At 65.2% G+C, this 16,602-nt stretch carries 13 protein-coding genes; 12 read left to right on the top strand and 1 reads right to left on the bottom strand.

The genetic code is table 11. The features are described 5' to 3' along the window. The gene (locus tag D1643_RS03490) at nucleotides 1-942 is read left to right on the top strand and encodes a VanW family protein (RefSeq protein ID WP_160708688.1); all 942 of its coding nucleotides are present in this window, start codon (nucleotides 1-3) and stop codon (nucleotides 940-942) included. 118 nt (nucleotides 943-1,060) lie between these two features. Then, a complete protein-coding gene (locus tag D1643_RS03485) occupies nucleotides 1,061-1,855 on the top strand; it encodes a hypothetical protein (protein WP_160708686.1) in 795 nt (264 codons plus the stop codon). Between the two features lie 72 nt (nucleotides 1,856-1,927). Here the strand turns inward: D1643_RS03485 and D1643_RS03480 are convergent, their stop codons facing one another. Then, entirely contained in the window at nucleotides 1,928-2,815 is an 888-nt protein-coding gene (locus D1643_RS03480) for a LysR family transcriptional regulator (RefSeq protein ID WP_160708684.1), read from the bottom strand. A gap of 195 nt (nucleotides 2,816-3,010) precedes the next feature. Here D1643_RS03480 and D1643_RS03475 point away from each other — a divergent pair, with 195 nt between their 5' ends. The 10 genes from D1643_RS03475 to loaP all read left to right on the top strand — a co-directional run bounded on the left by D1643_RS03475 (nucleotide 3,011) and on the right by loaP (nucleotide 16,433). Beyond that, nucleotides 3,011-4,006: a TDT family transporter gene (locus D1643_RS03475; RefSeq protein ID WP_160708682.1), complete on the top strand. Its 996-nt coding sequence runs from the start codon at nucleotides 3,011-3,013 to the stop codon at nucleotides 4,004-4,006. A gap of 123 nt (nucleotides 4,007-4,129) precedes the next feature. Next, a complete protein-coding gene (gene yihA, locus D1643_RS03470) occupies nucleotides 4,130-4,714 on the top strand; it encodes a ribosome biogenesis GTP-binding protein YihA/YsxC (protein ID WP_160708680.1) in 585 nt (194 codons plus the stop codon). 290 nt (nucleotides 4,715-5,004) lie between these two features. Next, entirely contained in the window at nucleotides 5,005-5,733 is a 729-nt protein-coding gene (locus D1643_RS03465) for a LytTR family DNA-binding domain-containing protein (protein ID WP_160708678.1), read from the top strand. 33 nt (nucleotides 5,734-5,766) lie between these two features. Further along, nucleotides 5,767-7,767, top strand: coding sequence for a GHKL domain-containing protein (locus D1643_RS03460; RefSeq protein ID WP_160708676.1), 2,001 nt, complete (start codon nucleotides 5,767-5,769; stop codon nucleotides 7,765-7,767). A gap of 254 nt (nucleotides 7,768-8,021) precedes the next feature. Then, a complete protein-coding gene (gene leuS, locus D1643_RS03455; RefSeq protein WP_160708674.1) occupies nucleotides 8,022-10,598 on the top strand; it encodes a leucine--tRNA ligase in 2,577 nt (858 codons plus the stop codon). A gap of 577 nt (nucleotides 10,599-11,175) precedes the next feature. Further along, nucleotides 11,176-11,868, top strand: coding sequence for a vancomycin high temperature exclusion protein (locus D1643_RS03450; protein WP_160708672.1), 693 nt, complete (start codon nucleotides 11,176-11,178; stop codon nucleotides 11,866-11,868). A 157-nt stretch (nucleotides 11,869-12,025) separates the two neighbouring features. After that, on the top strand, nucleotides 12,026-13,282 hold the full coding sequence (locus D1643_RS03445; protein WP_160708670.1) for a Wzz/FepE/Etk N-terminal domain-containing protein: 1,257 nt from the start codon (nucleotides 12,026-12,028) through the stop codon (nucleotides 13,280-13,282). Nucleotides 13,283-13,423: 141 nt separating this feature from the next. Further along, nucleotides 13,424-14,263 carry a type IV toxin-antitoxin system AbiEi family antitoxin domain-containing protein gene (locus tag D1643_RS03440; RefSeq protein WP_160708668.1) on the top strand — a complete coding sequence of 280 codons (840 nt, stop codon included), beginning with the start codon at nucleotides 13,424-13,426 and terminating at the stop codon, nucleotides 14,261-14,263. Between the two features lie 40 nt (nucleotides 14,264-14,303). Next, on the top strand, nucleotides 14,304-15,209 hold the full coding sequence (locus D1643_RS03435) for a nucleotidyl transferase AbiEii/AbiGii toxin family protein (RefSeq protein ID WP_160708666.1): 906 nt from the start codon (nucleotides 14,304-14,306) through the stop codon (nucleotides 15,207-15,209). Nucleotides 15,210-15,878: 669 nt separating this feature from the next. Further along, nucleotides 15,879-16,433, top strand: a complete 555-nt coding sequence (loaP, locus tag D1643_RS03430) for an antiterminator LoaP (protein ID WP_201750941.1) — start codon at nucleotides 15,879-15,881, stop codon at nucleotides 16,431-16,433. The last annotated feature ends 169 nt before the right edge of the window (nucleotides 16,434-16,602 follow it).

Here is a 16,602-nt window from a genome sequence, read left to right as displayed (position 1 = left end):
ATGGCAGCCCACGCCCGCCCCGATCAGCGCGTTGACCGGCGGGCGCCCGCTCCGCGCCGCCGTCCTGAGATGCCTCCGTCCTACCGGGCCTCTTGGGCGGCGCTGCCCGTGGTGGTGCTCTGCTCCCTGGCCGTCTCGGCCTGCATGGCCTTCGGCAACCCGGTGCTGTGGATGACTAACGACCAGGCCGCCGAGGCCCTTGCCGCTGCGCCGCCGGAGGAGGCTCCCACGCCCGCTCCCGATGCCCCGGAGGAGCCTGAGGCTCCCGAGCAGCAGATCATCGGCCAGTACCAGGCCATCTCCCAGAGCGAGGACGCGGCGCGGGCCCAGAACATCCGCCTGGCGGCCGACGCCATCGACGGCGTGGTCATCGAGCCCGGCGGCGTCTTCTCGTTCAACGAGGTGGTGGGCGACAGCTCCGCCGAGCGCGGCTACCAGGAGGCTCCCGTCATCCGCAACGGCAAGGTGGCCGTCGGCGATGGCGGCGGCATCTGCCAGGTGTCCACCGCCCTCTACATCGCGGCCGTCAAGGCCGACCTGGACATCGTCGAGCGTCATCCCCATTCCGTCGTGTCGGACTACGCGCCCATCGGCCTGGACGCCACCATCGTCTACGGCCAGATCGACCTGCGCATCCGCAACAACACCGAGCACGACATCACCATCTACGCCAAGGCCGTCGGCCAGACGGTGGACGTGACCATCGTCGGCGACCCGCTGCCCGAGGGCGTCACCGTGGATGCCACCTCGCGCGTGGTGGATCGCTATGAGAAGAAGGACGCCGAGGGCGAGCTGCGCCAGTACTACATCTCCGAGTCGTTCCGCGTGTACTACCAGGACGGCGTGCGCACCACGCGTGACCTGCTCTCAAGCGACATCTACCTGGTGGACGACTCCTCCACGGTCACCCTCGCCGAGGGAAGCGTGGAGCCCAGCAAATAGCGCTGCTTCCCTCCCCGGGCGGGCATCGTTTCGTATACAATGGGCCAAGCGCGCGAAATGCGGGCACCAACGCCGCGCTTGCGGCCACCGTCGTCCATCATTGGGAGAAAGAGCCACCATGGAAACCAACGAATCCATCCTCACTCGCAGCATCGTCGGCCTGGATGACCGCAAGGTGCTCGGCAAGATGCGCGAGCTGCGCGTTGACTGCGATACCCTGGCCGTCGGCCACTACATCGTCTCCAACGCCACCACCAACACCCCGCTTGTGCTGCCCTTCGCCAACGTGATCGCCGTCGGCGACACGTTCATCACCGTCCAGTCGCGCGAGGACTTCCTGGCGGCGTCCGACCCGCAGGCCCAGGCCCTCATCGGCGACGGCTTCGCGCTCATCGGCGCCGAGGTCTACACTCGCACCGGCAACAAGCTGGGCGTCGTGGCCACCTACGCCTTCGACCCGGTGTACGGCACCGTCACCAGCCTCACCCTCGACGATGGCACGGTGTTCGCGGCTGATGCCTTCGTGTTCTTCGCCCCCGAGTTCGTCTTCGTCGACGACGGCGCCAAGACGGCTGCCGAGCTGCGCGAGAGCGGCGAGCCCGCGGCCGCGGTCGCGGCTGACGAGCCCGCGGCCGACGACGTGCTGCTGGCCGACGACGTGGCTGCCCTGGCGGTCGAGGACGAGATCGTGGAGGACTTCGCGGAGGCCGCCGTCGCGGAGGAGGTCCTCGAGCTCTCCGAGGAGGATGCGCAGCTGGTGGAATTCCTCATCGGCAAGACCCTCACCGAGGACGTGGCCAGCGCCGACGGCGTGTTCGCCGCTGCCCGCGGCGTCATCCTCACCCGCGATCTGGTCGAGCAGGCGGCTGCCCATGACGCCCTGCTGTCCCTGACCATGAGCGTGGACGAGTAGCGCGACGCCAAGGCATCGCTGATGTGAGGGGCCCGGCCGTCTGGTCGGGCCCCTCTTGCGTCTGGGGGGGGGCTAGGAGCGTTCCCGCAGGGCGTCGAAGAGCGCTTGGAGCTCGGGTTCGAAGGCGCTGCCCTTCAGGCGGATGAAGGCGATGTCGTGCTGGATGGGCGGGCCGGCCAGGGGCACCTCCTTGAGCGAGCCCTCCTGCAGCTCGCGCTGCACGGCGGCCTCGTAAAGGAACGCCACGCCCAGGTCGTGGGCGACCATCACCTTGATGACGCCCAGGCTCTCGGCGATGAGCGTGTCGGCGAACCCCTCGATGGAGAGGTTGCGCGCGGCCAGGGCGTGGTCGAGCACGGCGCGGGTGCCCGAGCCCGGCTCGCGGGTGACGAGGCGCTCGCCCAGCAGGTCCTCCATCGTCTGCGGCTCCCGGGCGAACCGGTGGCCGGCGGCACAGACGCAGATGAGCCGCTCGGTGCGGAATACGTCCCACTCATACGCGCTCTTGTCGAAGAGGCCCTCCACGAAGGCGCAGTCCACCGTGCCGGCGTCGAGCAGCTCGATGAGACGGCGCGTGCCGCCCGAGCGCACGGTGGCGCGGATGTCGGGCCGCGCGGCCAGGTACTCCGCCAGGGGGGCGGCGGCCAGATACTCGCCAGCCGTGAGCGTCATCCCGATGCTCAGCTCCACGGCCGAGCCCGACGCCAAGGCGCTCACGCGCTCGCGGAGCATGGACTCGTCGTGGGCCATGGTAGAGAGCGCGTCACGCAGCACGAGGCCGGCCTTCGTCAGCTCGAGCTTCTTGCGCCGATAGGTGAACAGGTCGGCGCCGTATTCCTTCTCGAGGAAGGCGATGTGCTGGGAGACGGCGGGCTGGGTGATGTGGAGCTCCTCGGCGGCGCGCGTGTAGTTGAGGGTGCGGCACACCGTGAGGAAGGTCCTTACGCGGAAGTCCTGCACGGGCGCCTCCCTTCTCGTTCTCCTGGCCGTCGTCACCGTATCATAAAACTATCTTATCGTTAGATAAAAACTCATTAGTTTTCATTTGGTATACTGGATGACAGAATGACTTCACCACGTTCCTGCGCGCCGCTGCGTCCTCCACCGGCGGCGCGTGGTCTGAACGCTTGTCTATACCCGTATGAAAGGCGGCCAATGCGCGAGCTGATAAAGAAGGTCCCCATCCCCACGGCGGGCGTGGCCCTTGGCCTGGCGGCCCTGGGCAACCTGCTCCAGCCCTACACCGAGATTGCCCATGGCGTGTGCGGCCTGCTGGCCCTGGCTCTGGTGAGCCTGCTGACGGCGAAGATCGTGCTGTTTCCCTCGATGATCCGCGATGACCTGCACAACTCCATCTTGGCCAGCGTGTCGGCCACCCTGTTCATGGCGCTCATGCAGCTGGCGGGCTACCTGGCGCCCGTGGCCATCGTTCCCGCCTTCGGGCTGTGGATCTGCGCGGTGGCGGCGCACCTGTCCCTCATGGTGTGGTTCAGCTTCCGCTTCATTCGCCGCTTCAAGCTGCACGAGGTGTTTCCCACCTACTTCATCTGCTACGTGGGCATCATCGTGGCGTCGGTCACCTCTCCGGCGTTCAACATGGAGTCGCTGGGTTACGGCCTGTTCTGGCTGGGCTTTGCCTGCTATGCCGTGCTGCTGGCCGTGGTTACCCTTCGCTACCTGCGCCATGAGATTCCCGAGCCTGCTCGTCCGCTGTTCTGCATCTACGCTGCGCCGATGAGCCTGTCGCTCGTGGGCTACCTGTCCACCTCGCCCAACCCCAACCCGGTGTTCGTGGGCGTGCTCATGGTGCTGGCCCAGGCGCTGTTCGCGATGGTGCTGACGCGCCTGCCCAAGCTGGTGGCCCTCAAGTTCTACCCCAGCTTCGCGGCGATGACGTTCCCCTTCGTCATCTCGGCCACGGCGCTCTCCAGGGGCGTGGCCTTCCTGACCGGCGCTGGCGTGGCGCTGCCCTTCCCCGAGGCGCTTCAGGTGCTCATCGGCCTGGAGACGGCGTTCGCGGCCATCATGGTGCTGTTCGTGCTCGGCCACTACGTGCGCTTCTTCTACGAGCGCGTGGAGCATCCGCAGGCTGCTGCCGTGGTGCAGGAGTCGCAGATGAACGCCCGCTTCGCCGAGAACTTCGAGAACTAATCCCGAGGGCGGGATCCCCCGCTCCTGCCCGCTGTCATAGGAGGCGGCCCGCGAACCTGCTCGCGGGCCGCCTCGCGTTTGTTGGTACAATGGCCCGACGAACCCCTTCGCGAAGGAGCCCCCATGAACTTCCACAACGCCCGCTTCCTGGCCGCCTACGGCACCTCAGCGCAGCTGCCGCCCTCCAACGGCCCCGAGGTCTCCTTCGCCGGCCGCTCCAACGTGGGCAAGTCGTCGCTGCTCAACAAGCTCATGTATCGCAAGGGCCTGGCGAAGGTGTCGTCTACGCCAGGCAAGACCGCCACCATCAACTTCTACGACGTGGACGGCGCCGACTTGGTCGATCTGCCCGGCTACGGCTACGCGAAGGTCTCCAAGTCCGAGAAGGGGCGCTGGTCTGAGCTGATCGACGGCTACTTCAACCAGGAGCGCGCCTTCGCCTTGGTGGTCTCGCTCATCGACATCCGCCACGAGCCCTCGGCGCTCGACTGCGGCATGGTGGGCTTCTTGAAGGAGGCCGAGCTCCCCTTCGCCATCGCGCTCACCAAGGCGGACAAGCTCTCGAAGCAGCAGGCGGCCAAGCAGCGTGCTGCCATCGTGAAGGCGCTCGACCTGCCGAAGGGGACGCCGGTGGTGGTCACCTCCGCCGAGAAGGGCGGCGGCATCGAGGAGCTGCGCGCCCTCATTTCCCGGGCAGTCGGCGAGTAGGCGAAGCGCGGCTCCCCGGCTACCTGACCTGCCGTGAAAAGGGTACCGGGGGGGGGGTATGCGCTTCTCAGTGCCGCTGGGCAGCAAAGGGCCGTAGGAAAGTGCATTTTAGAACTTGATTGTTACATCCAAAACCAGGTCTCGCACTCATTTTCTCGTGCTTGGCTACAATAGAGGGCAGCGCGTCGAATAAGACGGGGGAATCGGGGCCCTCGGCGGCGACACAATCGGGAGAACCTGCGGGGAGAGCCTTCGTACCCCAAGGGATGTCGCACCAGGAGTAGCAACATATGAACACGGTAAGCGTCTTGGTCGTCGATGACGACAGAGAGCAAGCGCATGCGCTCGAGCGCATGCTTGAGCAGTATCCTACCCATAAGACCTTCGAGGTGGAGATCTGTACCAGCCTCGCCGCTCTTGACGAGCGCCTGCGCCGCGGCTTCTCTCCGGACATCGTGTTCATGGACGTCGTGCTCGAGGATTCCGCCGGATCTGCCGGCAACGGCATCACCGCCGTGCAGAAGCTGCTTCAGCAGTGCCCCGGCGTCCAGGTCATCTACGTCACGGGCCACGTCGAGTATTGCACGCGGGTCTACCGCACGAGCCACGTCTACTTCCTCACCAAGCCCCTCCAGCCTGAGGACTTCACCGATGCGCTCGACAAGGCCATCGAGAACCTGGAGGAGCGCATCGCGCGTCCCTTCGGCGTGAAGGTGGGCGGCCGCATCATGCGCGTGCTGCCGGCTGACATCGAGTTCGTGGAGAGCGACCGGCGCAAGGTGCGCATCCACCTGGCCGACCAGGTGATCGAGGCCTACGAGTCCCTGGGCGGCATCTCCCGCAAGCTGCCCGGCACCTTCGTGCAGTGCCACAAGAGCTTCCTCGTCAACATGGAGAAGATCGCCGAGATGCGCAGCGACCAGATCGACCTGCTCTCCGGCGCCACCATTCCCATCAGCCAGAAGCGCTCGCGCCCCACGCGCGAGGCCTTCATGGACTTCCTGAAGGAAAGGCTGTAGGCTAGGGGCATCGTCCCTCCGTCGAGCGAGCGTATGCCAGAGAACCTCATTAACTTCCTCACCGGTCTGCCCTGCCAGCTGGTGCTGATCTATGCCGCCACGCGCCTGCTGGATATCCCGCGCAAGGGCTGGTACTGGCTGGTAAGCCTGCTTGTCGTGCTGCCGTTCCTCGTGGCCCAGGATGTTCTGAGGCAGCCGGCGCGGATGCTGTTGGGTACGGCGGGGATGATGGTTCCCTGGCTCGTGTTCGCCCGCGATCCGCTGCCGCGTCGCCTGTTCGTCTCCGTGCTCATCATGCTGGTCGTCGTCATCGCCGAGATACCGCCCACGTTCCTGTGGAGCCACGTCATCGGGCCCGACCTGGCCGTGAAGCCCGCAGCAGGCGTGAACCTCGACTTCTTCATCGCCTCGCACCTGCTGCACCTGGTGGTGCTCATGGGGCTGCTCGTGGTCTTGGAGGCCGTGGAGCGCTGGCTGCGATCCACCAGCACGCGCAACGGCATCGCGCAGTTCATCGGGTTCATCGTGGTGCAGTACCTGCTCATCGCGTTCAGCGTGGGCATCATGGAGGTCACCGGCGACGTGAGCCGTCCCATCGTGCTGGGCAACCTGATCGTGGCGGCGGCGTGCGTGGTGGCCGACGCGTTCTTCTTCCCGCTCATGGAGCGCTACAACCTGAAGGTGCGTGAGGACGAGCGCGCCCAGGTGCTCGCCCTTGAGCTGTCGCACTACCTGGCGCGCTATCGTGAGGTCGAGCGCGAGGTAAGCGCCGTCGCTCGCGTGCGGCATGATCTGAGGAACCAGGCGAACGTGGCGCTCATGCTCATCGCGCAGGGTGCCGTGGACAAGGCGCATGCCTTCGTGTGCGAGCTGCTGGGGCGCGTGGTGGAGATCGTTGGGCTGGAGGGAGAGGCGGCTGCCGACGCGGAGGGTGTGCTGGCCGTGGAGGCGCGGGGCGCCGAGGATGCGGGCGCCGGCACGGCGGCGCGGCGTGCCGATGGGGATGCGGACGATGGCCCGGCAGCCTCTGCCTTGGACGACGTGTCGTGGCGCCGCAAGCCGGCCCGCCCGACGGCGGCCGTGCTGCGCACGCCGCGGCGGCGCGCGCTCATCTCGCTTGTGTTCCCGCTCAGCCAGCTGGTCGTGCTCTCGTTCCTCGTGTGGTACGCGGTGGCCTATCAGCCGCCGCTGTGGGTGCTTGTGGCCGTAGGGGTGGTCGCGGCGCTGTGCATCGTCGCCGACGTCATGCTGTTCCGGGCCCTGTCCGCCATCGACGAGTCCGAGCTGGCAGCCGAGCGCGTGCGTCTGCTGGAGGAGCAGCGCGAGCTGCAGCGCGTGTACTACGAACGCCTGCGCAGCGGCCTGGAGGAGGCGCGCGGCATGCGCGAGGACATCGTGGCCGTGCTGTGCGACCTGGAGCGGCTGCTTGCGGAGGGCCGGGCGGACGAGGCGGCTGAGCGGATCCGGCGCGCTGCGGACAACATGGACTCCGCCGACGAGTACTGCTGCGAGAACCGCGCGGTGGGCGCGCTCATGGCCATGAAGCTGCGCGCCTGCGCGGACGCGGACATCCCCGTGGACTGCCAGATCGTCGTCCCCGAGGATCTGGCCATCTTGGACGTGGACCTGTGCGCCGTGTTCTCCAACCTCATGGACAACGCCATCCGCAGCTGCCGCGCCGTGGAGGGGCCGTGCCGGCGCATCACCATCAAGGCGTGCCTGGTGTCGGGCGTTCTCATGGTCGACCTGCTGAACGGCCGGGTCGCGGAGGGGGAGGGCGACGCCTCCGCCGAGGAGCTCCGCCCCCGCGTGGCCTTCGCCGACCGCGAGCTGCCCGTGGCGTCCCACGGCTGGGGCCTCCAGATCCTGCGAAGCCTGGCCTGCCGCTACGGCGGATCGCTCAAGGCTGAGGCGGAGGACGACTGCTGGTTCCGCACCACCGTCATGCTCATCAACGAGCGACCCGCGAAAAACCCGCCTGGGGGGGGGGCGCTCAGCGAAGGTTCCGCTGGCGAGGGCCTCGGCGCCTCGTAGGCGCGCCGAGGACGCTGCCGGCCGAGGCTAGCATCGGGTCTGATGATTGGGCCGAACCGGCGGCATGGGGGTTCTGCGAGTCGCGCCGCCCGGCGTCGGCGGGCTTGCGTCCGGCGTCTGGCGGTGCCCGGGCGCCCCGTTCCTTCCCCGCCTCATCTCCCCAGCGCCGCGCGATAGCCCTATAATGGGAAGCTGCTGAAAAACGGGCGTCCGCGTCGGCGCGGGTGCCCGCATCCGTGATCGCGAGGAGCCCCATGAAGCCTTATAACCCCCACGAGATAGAGCCGCGCCTCCAAGCCCAATGGGAGGCCGATGACGCCTACGCCGTCGTCGAGGACTCGCCCCGTCCGAAGAAGTACGTGCTCGAGATGTTTCCGTACCCCTCGGGCGACATCCACATGGGCCACGTGAGCAACTACACCTACGGTGATGTGGTGGCGCGCTACTCCACGATGCGCGGCTTCGACGTGCTGCATCCCATGGGCTGGGATGCCTTCGGCCTGCCGGCTGAGAACGCGGCCATCAAGCACCACAGCCATCCGGCCACGTGGACGTATCAGAACATCGACACCCAGCGCGCCAGCTTCAAGCGCATGGGCTTCTCCTACGACTGGGACCGCACTGTGGTGGCGTGCGACCCCGAGTACTACCGCTGGGGCCAGTGGATCTTCCTGAAGTTCTGGGAGCGCGGCCTGGTGGAGCGTCGCAACAGCCCGGTCAACTGGTGTCCTGATTGTGGGACAGTCCTTGCCAACGAGCAGGTCATCGAGGGCCGTTGCTGGAGATGCGACTCCGAGGTGGAGAAGCGCGACCTCACCCAGTGGTACTACAAGATCACCGACTACGCCCAGGAGCTGCTGGACGACCTCGATCAGCTGGAGGGCTGGCCGGAGCGCGTGAAGCAGCAGCAGGCCAACTGGATCGGCCGTTCCGAGGGCGCCAACGTCGACTTCATCCTGTGCGACGCCGAGGGCAACGCGCCGGCCGAGCCGGGCGCCGACGACATCATCACCGTGTTCACCACGCGTGCCGACACGCTGTTCGGCTGCAGCTTCTTCGTGCTGGCTCCGGAATACGCCGGGCTGGACGCGCTCGTGGCCGGCACCGACTACGAGGCGCCCGTGCGCGAGCTGGTGGAGGCGTCGAAGAAGGTGAGCGCCGTGGAGCGCGCCATGGGCGATCGCGAGAAGCACGGCGTGTTCACCGGCCGCTACGTGGTGAATCCCATCAACGACGAGTTGGTGCCCGTCTGGGTGGCCGATTACGTGGTGGCCGACTACGGCACCGGCGCCGTCATGGCCGTGCCCTGCGGCGATCAGCGTGACTTCGAGTTTGCCCGCAAGTACGACCTGCCCATCATCCCCATCATCCTGGGGGAGGACGACCCGCTGTTCCCGCAGCTCAAGGACGAGCAGGGGCGTGTGGTGACCGAGGTGGACTGGCCCGAGGCCTACGCCGCCGAGGGCATCCTCGTGCAGTCGGGCCCCTACACCGGCCTGGTGGGCGGCAAGCACTCCCCGGGCGAGGAGGCCGTGGTGGCCGCCCTTGAGGAGATGGGCCGCGGCAGGCGCACCGTGGAGTTTCGCCTGCGCGACTGGCTCATCTCGCGCCAGCGCTACTGGGGCAACCCCATTCCTGCCGTGCACTGCCCGACCTGCGGCGTGGTGCCCGTGCCTGTCGATCAGCTGCCCGTGCGCCTGCCCGAGGACATCGACCTGGCCGCCGGCGAGACGCTCGCCACGCACGAGGGCTTCGTGAACACCACCTGCCCCGTCTGCGGCGCGCCGGCCAAGCGCGAGACCGATACCATGGACACGTTCACGTGCTCGAGCTGGTACTACATGCGCTACACCGACCCGCACAACGACCAGGCCCCCTTCGATCCGGCCAAGGCCAACAGCTGGATGCCCGTCGACCAGTACATCGGCGGCATCGAGCACGCCATCCTGCACCTGCTTTACAGCCGCTTCTTCACCAAGGTGCTGCGCGACTGCGGGCTGCTCGACTTCGACGAGCCGTTCACCAACCTGCTGTGCCAGGGCATGGTGCTCGACGCCAACGGCGAGGTCATGAGCAAGTCCAAGGGCAACGTGGTGTCGCCCGAGGAGATGATCCGCGACTACGGCGCCGACTCCGTGCGCGCGGCCATGCTGTTCATGGGCCCGCCGGACAAGGAGAAGCTGTGGAACGAAGACGGCCTGGCCGGCATGGCGAAGTTCCTCAACCGCCTGTGGCGCCAGGTGAACGACCTGGCGGGCGCCGCGGGGGAGGACACGCTGTTCGAGGCTGCCCCCGACCCTGAGGCCGCCGTCAAGGTGGCGCAGAAGCTCATGCGCGAGCGCCATCGCGTGGTGGGGAAGGTGAGCGACGACTTCGACCGCAACAACTTCAACACCGCCATCGCCGCCATCATGGAGCTGTCGAACGTGACGGGCGAGTATCTGCGCGCGTTCTCGCCCGAGGCGCGCGGCGCCTGCCCCGACCACCAGGCGCTCGACGCCGAGGTGGCCGCGACGCTCGTGAAGCTCATGGCGCCCATCGCCCCGCACTGGGCCGAAGAGCTGTGGCAGACCGTGCTCGGACACCCCGACTCATCGGTGCACGCCCAGCCCTGGCCGGAGTACGACCCGGAGGCTGCCAAGGCCGACGAGGTGGAGCTGGCCGTGCAGGTGAACGGCAAGGTGAAGGCCAAGATCACCGTGGCCGCCGACGCGTCCGAGGAGGCCATCCGCGAGGAGGCCCTGGCCGCCGTGGCCCGCGCCCTGGAGGGCAAGGACGTGAAGAAGGTGGTCGTCGTGGCCGGCCGCCTGGTGAACGTGGTGGCTAAGTAGGGCGGCGCGAAGGGTCTTCGCTTGCGTGGGCGTCCGCTTTTGCGGGCGCCCACTGCTATGGGGGGCCCTGTGCGCGTTTGCCGCTGGCGTCCCTGTCGACGGCGCCGGCGTCCCGCCCCCACCCTGGCCCCGGCGCTCCTCACTTGTCGTCGGCGTCTCCCGTTTGTTGGCGCTCCCGTCGTCCCGCCCCGGTCCCGCCCCTCGACTCCCGGCCCCCGGCGTTCCGACCCCCCCGCTTGCCGGCGCCTCCCCATGCCCGGCAGAGAATCCTGCCTTTTTTTGGCAAGCGATGACGGGTCTGCAACATTTTTTCGGCCCTTTTCGCCGACTGCGGGAAAACCCAGCGGATTCAACAGAGTCTGACCAGGGCAAACGCCTACGCCTGCTCAGGCAGCCCGCCGTTTAACCCCAGGAAAAGTTGCAGACCCGTCATCGCTTGCCACGCAGAAGGCGTTTTCGCGCCCGGCTCTATGTCCATCGTCTGAAACCCCTCGGAGGCCCCTGCATGCCGCGAGGGCCTCTGCTATGATCGATCGCACCTTACCCGCACCCGAATCTCAAGGAAGTGCTGCCGCCCATGTCCCGCCGTTCCAAAGGCCCCGTGCGCCGCCTCCTGGGCATTGCCCTGAGGGTGGTCGTGGGCTGCCTGCTGGCGGCGCTCCTTATCGTCGGTGGGGCCAACCTCATCACGGTGATGTCTACGCGCGACAACGTGCACACCGTCTCCGATCTGGCTGACTTTGACGCCGATGCCGTGGTGGTTCTGGGTGCGTCGGTGAAGCCCGACGGGACGCCATCCGACATCCTGCAGGATCGCCTGGAGACGGCCGTCTCCCTCTATCGCTCGGGGGCGACTGGCGCCATCATCGTGAGTGGCGACAACCGCACGTCCCACTACAACGAGTCGGCGGCCATGAAGGCCTACTGCGTGGCGCTTGGCGTGCCGAGCGAGGACGTCTACGAGGATCACGCGGGCTATTCCACCTACGAGTCGATGTACCGTGCGCGCCATGTGTTCGGCGCCGAGCGCATCATCGTGACCACCCAGGCGTACCACCTGTACCGTGCCATGTTCGCCGCCCAGGGCCTGGGCATGGAGACGCGCGGCGTGGCCAGCGATCACGGCGCCTACGACAATCAGCGCATGTACAGCTTGCGTGAGGCCGTCGCTCGCACCAAGGACTTCTTCAACACCCTTCTTCAGGTTCCCGTGGAGTCCGCTCATGACGCTGCGCCCGTCAACCTTGCCGATTCCGGCGACTTGACCTGACGCTGTTCCGATCCGATCTAATCGCCCATGTGGACGCCATGAATGACGGCGGCTACGCGGGGGCTTTGCTTTATACTGAAAGGCTGTACGCCGTCCAATGCGGCGTGTGTCGTTGACAGAACCTCCGCCCGTCGGAGCCGAAGGCAAGGCTGGACTCATGACCCTGATGGATCTGCTGAAACTGCTGAAGCGCAACTGGAAGATGGTCGTGGCGCTGCCCGTCGCGTGCATGCTCGTGTGCGCCGTGGTGCTGGTCGTCATGCCCAAGACGTATTCCGCGACGGCGAACGTGTCGGTGTCGGGTGAGCCGGGCGGCATCGGCGGCGTGGCCGAGGGCCTGGCCAAGGAGAAGAGCTCCGGCAAGCTCGAGGTCACGGCCAAGGCCAACACCACCAACAAGACCGTCGCCATCACGGCTGAGGATGTGAACGGCCAGAGCTGCGTCAACACGGTCAACGAGGTGGCCGGCAACCTCAAGACGCAGGCCGCTACGCTCTATCCTAACGTGCAGGTGCAGGTGGCCAACGCCAGCGCGGCGGTTGACGTGTCGCCAAGCCTGGTGAAGTACTCGGCCGTGGCCTTCTTGGCCGGTTTGTTCGTGGCGGTGTGCATCGTCGTGCTGATGGATATGCGCCGTGCTCCCGTGCACAGCGCCGCGGAGGTGGAGGAGGGGCTCAAGATTCGCCAGCTGGGCGATCTGCCGTTCCCCACGCCGGAACACGCGCGCGAGGCGTTCCTGGCCAACATCCGCTTTGCTGGCGAGGGCGAGCGCGCGCTGTGCGTGGTGCCAGTGGGCGGTACGCGCAATTCGGTGCTCGCGTGCTTGGAGCTGGCCCAGGCGGCCAGCCAGGCGAAGGTGAAGACGCTGCTCATCGAGGGCGACCTGGCCGAGGGCGCGCTTGACGCCATGCGTGGCGACCAGGGCGGACGCCGTGCTGTGGGTCTGGCGGACGTCGTGTCGAAGCGAGCCAAGCTGGACGCGTGCGTTATCCCCTTCGCGCCGTCGGTGGACTACCTGCCCGCCGGCAGCCCGCTCGTGAACCCGGTGACCATGCTGGGCTCCTCGGCCTTCGAGAAGTTCGTCGCCGAGGCGAAGGAGCATTACAGCCTGGTGGTGGTGAACACGTCCGATCCGGCTAACCATGCGGACTTCGCCTACATCGCGCATGCAGTGGGCAACACGGTACTGGCCCTGGCTGAGTTCGAGACGCCTACGGCCGAGTTGGCCGAGGTGGCCAATCAGCTGGACATCGCGTCCGCCAAGGTGCTGGGCTTCGTGATGGTGCAGCCCCCAGCCCCGGCTGGCGGCCGTGGCGGCCGTGGCGCGCGTACGAGCCGCTCCCACAGGGCGAGCGAGTCCAAGACGTCCATGGAGCGCCTCAAGGCCGCTACGCCCAAACGCTCTCGACGGTAGGGGAGCGCGAGAAACAGTAGCTTTCTGATAGCTGCGTTTGTATACGGATGCGTATACAAACGCAGCTATTTTGTTTTAGTCAGTAGTTCTCATTTTGTTATTCATGCTGCGATTGTATACAAAATCGTATACAATCGCAGCATGAATAACTCATCATGGAAAGAAGAACTTCAAAGTCTCGCCGCCTCTCAGTGGGGGCTTTTTACGGCTGCCCAAGCGCGGGAGCTCGGCATCCAGCGAAATCAAATAGCGCGCCTCGTAAAACGCGACCTGGTCGAATCGATTGACTACGGTGTCTACCGATTCTCGTCTGGCTATGAGGCGAGCCATGCTGACTTGAAGGCCGCATGGCTATCGCTTTATCCGAAGAAAACCGCATACGAGAGAATGGCCGAGCAGCCGTTTGATGCGGTGGTCCGGGGGCGCACGGCGGCATTTCTTCATGATCTGGGTGATTTTTATCCGACGCCGTTCTCGTTTGCGGTCAGCAAGCGACGCCAGACGCGCAGGGGCAACATCCACTGCCTTCTCGAAGAGGTAGGGCCGCAGGATGTCGCCTTCGTTGACTCGCTGCCAGTAACGTCGGTGGAAAAGACCATTGCCGATTTGATTCGAGAGGGGGAGGATCCGACCCTTCTTGGGCAGGTGGTGAAAGATGCTGCTCGAAAGGGGCATGAGTTTGATACGGCTCGTCTTTCCGTGCTTCTGAACCCTCTTTCGACAAGGTCTGGGTACGAAGATGGAGAGTCCTTTGCTTGCATGCTGCTGAGCAAGAATGCAGGCGATGTTCAGAAAGAGAGGTTCCGCCAGATCCTGAGTGCCTTACAAGCTTCACGGGGAGAGGAGGGGATCCCGGCGCTCCACCTCAATTCGAGAAGTCACGCCAAGTCTCCAGATTCACCGACAAACCCCGAGTGTATCCAGAGACTTTCGTCCGATGAATGGGTTTTGTCCTTGGCATTGAGGAAGAAAAGACTTTAATATGGCCTAACCTAATTGAGCGGCGTGGTTGGAGGGGCATATGGCAAATGGTAGCTATAAAACGCCCGATGCGATGGAGATGGCGGTGAAGGCTGCCGCCAAGGCCTCTTCGCAAGACACCAATCAGGCCCTCCTCGATTATTATCACGATCGCTTCCTTTCGCGTATCTTCAGTGAGGACGATCCGCGCTTCATCCTCAAAGGCGGCCGAGGGATGCTTGCTCGGCTGGTAGATGTCCGGCGGACGAGGGACACGGACATTTTCTATTCTGGCGATGACATAGGAGAGGCTGTTGACGAGCTTGTTAGGCTGGGCGGCAAGGATTTGGACGATTTTCTGACCTATCGGCTAGAATCCCTTGAAGTGATTGTGGAGGAACAGGGCTATCGGAGCGGGAGGCGCCTTCGATTCACCCCCGTTCTGGGCGGTACGAAGGAAATACGCCCGCATGTGGTCATCGATCTTGTGGTGGATCCTGCGGTCGTTGTCTCTCCTGATGTGGTGAATCCTGTGAACAGCCTTGTTGTTAAAGGGATCGACACACCGTGCTATCTGGTATTTCCCGTCGCGAATGCCGTTGCCGACAAGGTGGTTGCCACGATGCTCCCCTGTCCGAATGGCTCGCGATCGAGTCGTGTGAAGGACCTCGTGGATCTGGTCAGATACGTTCTTAGCGAAGAGCTTGCCGGAGATTATCTGCGTGGGGCGGTGTGTTCTGAGTTTCGCCTGCGGGGAGCCGCGATACCGGATGCGTTCTCTATTCCCGATGCCTGGCGCAAGGAGCTGCTCAAGGGCTATCGGAAGCTGGCGAAGGAAGCACGTCTGCCCAAGGAGTGTCTTGATGTCGAGTATGCGAGAGACGTGGTGGCTCGCTGTCTCGACCCCGCTCTGTCAGGGGACTGCGTCGGTTGCGTATGGAGCCCAGAGAGACTGCGCTGGGAGTAAGCCCTGTCCGCATCGACTCTTGACGTGACGGCTGTCGAGGGGCCGCGCCGAGCGTGGCCCCTCTTTTGCTAAGTGGGAAAGGTGGCATTTACCAGGGGTTTCATCTGTCACGTGCCCAGGGTGCGTGTTTGTGCGCATTCTGTGTGTAAACGATGGCTCGGTGCTCGTATCCGCGTCGGTGAGTGGCGGGCAAAACCCCTGATAACGGTGGCTTTTCCATCTGTTGTTCCATAAAAGCAGTCGAAGGATCTTCTGAAATCGGAAAAACGGCATGGGGGGGGGGTCTCACCTGACGCACTCATGACGACGTGTTATCATTACTCCCGTATTGGACGCCTGCGACCAGCTGTTTTGCGCCTTGGCGCGCAGCTCGCGAGCGCCCGGTCAACGGGATGCACGTATTCCCCTTCAGGGGAGGCTCGGCGCGGCTGGAGTTTACTCTAGATCGCGTCATTGTTACGATTGTCCCGAACATAGCCCGAAGGAGCGAAGACGACGCCACGCGCGCGCTTCGTGAGCTCAGGCGAATGAAGAGCGCTTATTTCTTCTTGCAGATGCAAGGGGCGAAGCCATGCCGGGCGCCTTGGCGTCTTTGCGCTGGCAGCAGGGGAGGCTACGTGCCTCCTCGGCCGCTGGCGTGCCGGCTTGAAGCCACGGGGCTGTGCTCCGATGGCAACGCATACCCTGCGCATCGCGAAGGACGTGATTGATGTGTGGTATGTCGTGCAGGTGGCCGCCGGCCGTGAGGCCAACGCCGAGGCGATGATTCGTCGCTTTGTCGACGAGGGGGCTCTCGAGGAGTGCTTCGTGCCCCGCTATGAGCTGATGAAAAGCTTCCGCGGCGAATGGCGGCTGTGCACCGCCAAGCTGTTTCCCGGGTACGTGATTGTGGTGACTGACGACATCGACGCGCTTGAGGCCGAGCTTCGCAAGGTGCCGGCCTTCACCAAGCTTCTGGCCAGCGGCGATGCGTTCTTGCCGCTTGCACCCGAGGAGATCGACTGGATAGCTGCCTTCACCGAGAGCGGCGATCGGGTGATCGAGATGTCCGAGGGCGTCATCGAGGGCGATCAGGTTCGCATCACCAAGGGGCCGCTGCGGCACCACGAAGGCTGGATCAAAAAGATCAACCGTCATAAGCGCTTAGCGTATCTGGAAATCGAGATGTTCGGAAGAACACTAGAGGCAAAAGTAGGACTGGGGATTGTCAAGAAGACCGGTTGACAAGGGAATAGGGAAAGGCTCTGGCGCTTAGCGCGACCATGGCTGCTGATTCGGAAGAGTTGCGCGGGCCTGAGGCGTCGCGCCCCCGTCGCCGCATGCAGTCGAGCCCCTCGCAGTCCGGCGCGATGCTGCTCACCTTCGACGACCTGACCGAGTTCGTGGAGGAGGA

Origin of the sequence: Enterorhabdus sp. P55 (assembly GCF_009911695.1) — a bacterium.
Classification (GTDB): domain Bacteria; phylum Actinomycetota; class Coriobacteriia; order Coriobacteriales; family Eggerthellaceae; genus Enterorhabdus.
Note: the sequence above shows the minus strand (reverse complement) of the source record. Positions and strands in the feature narration are given on the sequence as shown.

What these genes read in the sequence shown, in the direction of transcription:
- D1643_RS03460 (WP_160708676.1), top strand. Translation starts at nt 5,767, where the DNA reads ATGCCAGAGAACCTCATTAACTTCCTCACCGGTCTGCCCTGCCAGCTG.
- leuS (WP_160708674.1), top strand. Translation starts at nt 8,022, where the DNA reads ATGAAGCCTTATAACCCCCACGAGATAGAGCCGCGCCTCCAAGCCCAA.
- D1643_RS03475 (WP_160708682.1), top strand. Translation starts at nt 3,011, where the DNA reads ATGCGCGAGCTGATAAAGAAGGTCCCCATCCCCACGGCGGGCGTGGCC.
- D1643_RS03485 (WP_160708686.1), top strand. Translation starts at nt 1,061, where the DNA reads ATGGAAACCAACGAATCCATCCTCACTCGCAGCATCGTCGGCCTGGAT.
- yihA (WP_160708680.1), top strand. Translation starts at nt 4,130, where the DNA reads ATGAACTTCCACAACGCCCGCTTCCTGGCCGCCTACGGCACCTCAGCG.
- D1643_RS03490 (WP_160708688.1), top strand. Translation starts at nt 1, where the DNA reads ATGGCAGCCCACGCCCGCCCCGATCAGCGCGTTGACCGGCGGGCGCCC.
- D1643_RS03435 (WP_160708666.1), top strand. Translation starts at nt 14,304, where the DNA reads ATGGCAAATGGTAGCTATAAAACGCCCGATGCGATGGAGATGGCGGTG.
- D1643_RS03450 (WP_160708672.1), top strand. Translation starts at nt 11,176, where the DNA reads ATGTCCCGCCGTTCCAAAGGCCCCGTGCGCCGCCTCCTGGGCATTGCC.
- D1643_RS03465 (WP_160708678.1), top strand. Translation starts at nt 5,005, where the DNA reads ATGAACACGGTAAGCGTCTTGGTCGTCGATGACGACAGAGAGCAAGCG.
- D1643_RS03445 (WP_160708670.1), top strand. Translation starts at nt 12,026, where the DNA reads ATGACCCTGATGGATCTGCTGAAACTGCTGAAGCGCAACTGGAAGATG.
- loaP (WP_201750941.1), top strand. Translation starts at nt 15,879, where the DNA reads ATGGCAACGCATACCCTGCGCATCGCGAAGGACGTGATTGATGTGTGG.
- D1643_RS03440 (WP_160708668.1), top strand. Translation starts at nt 13,424, where the DNA reads ATGAATAACTCATCATGGAAAGAAGAACTTCAAAGTCTCGCCGCCTCT.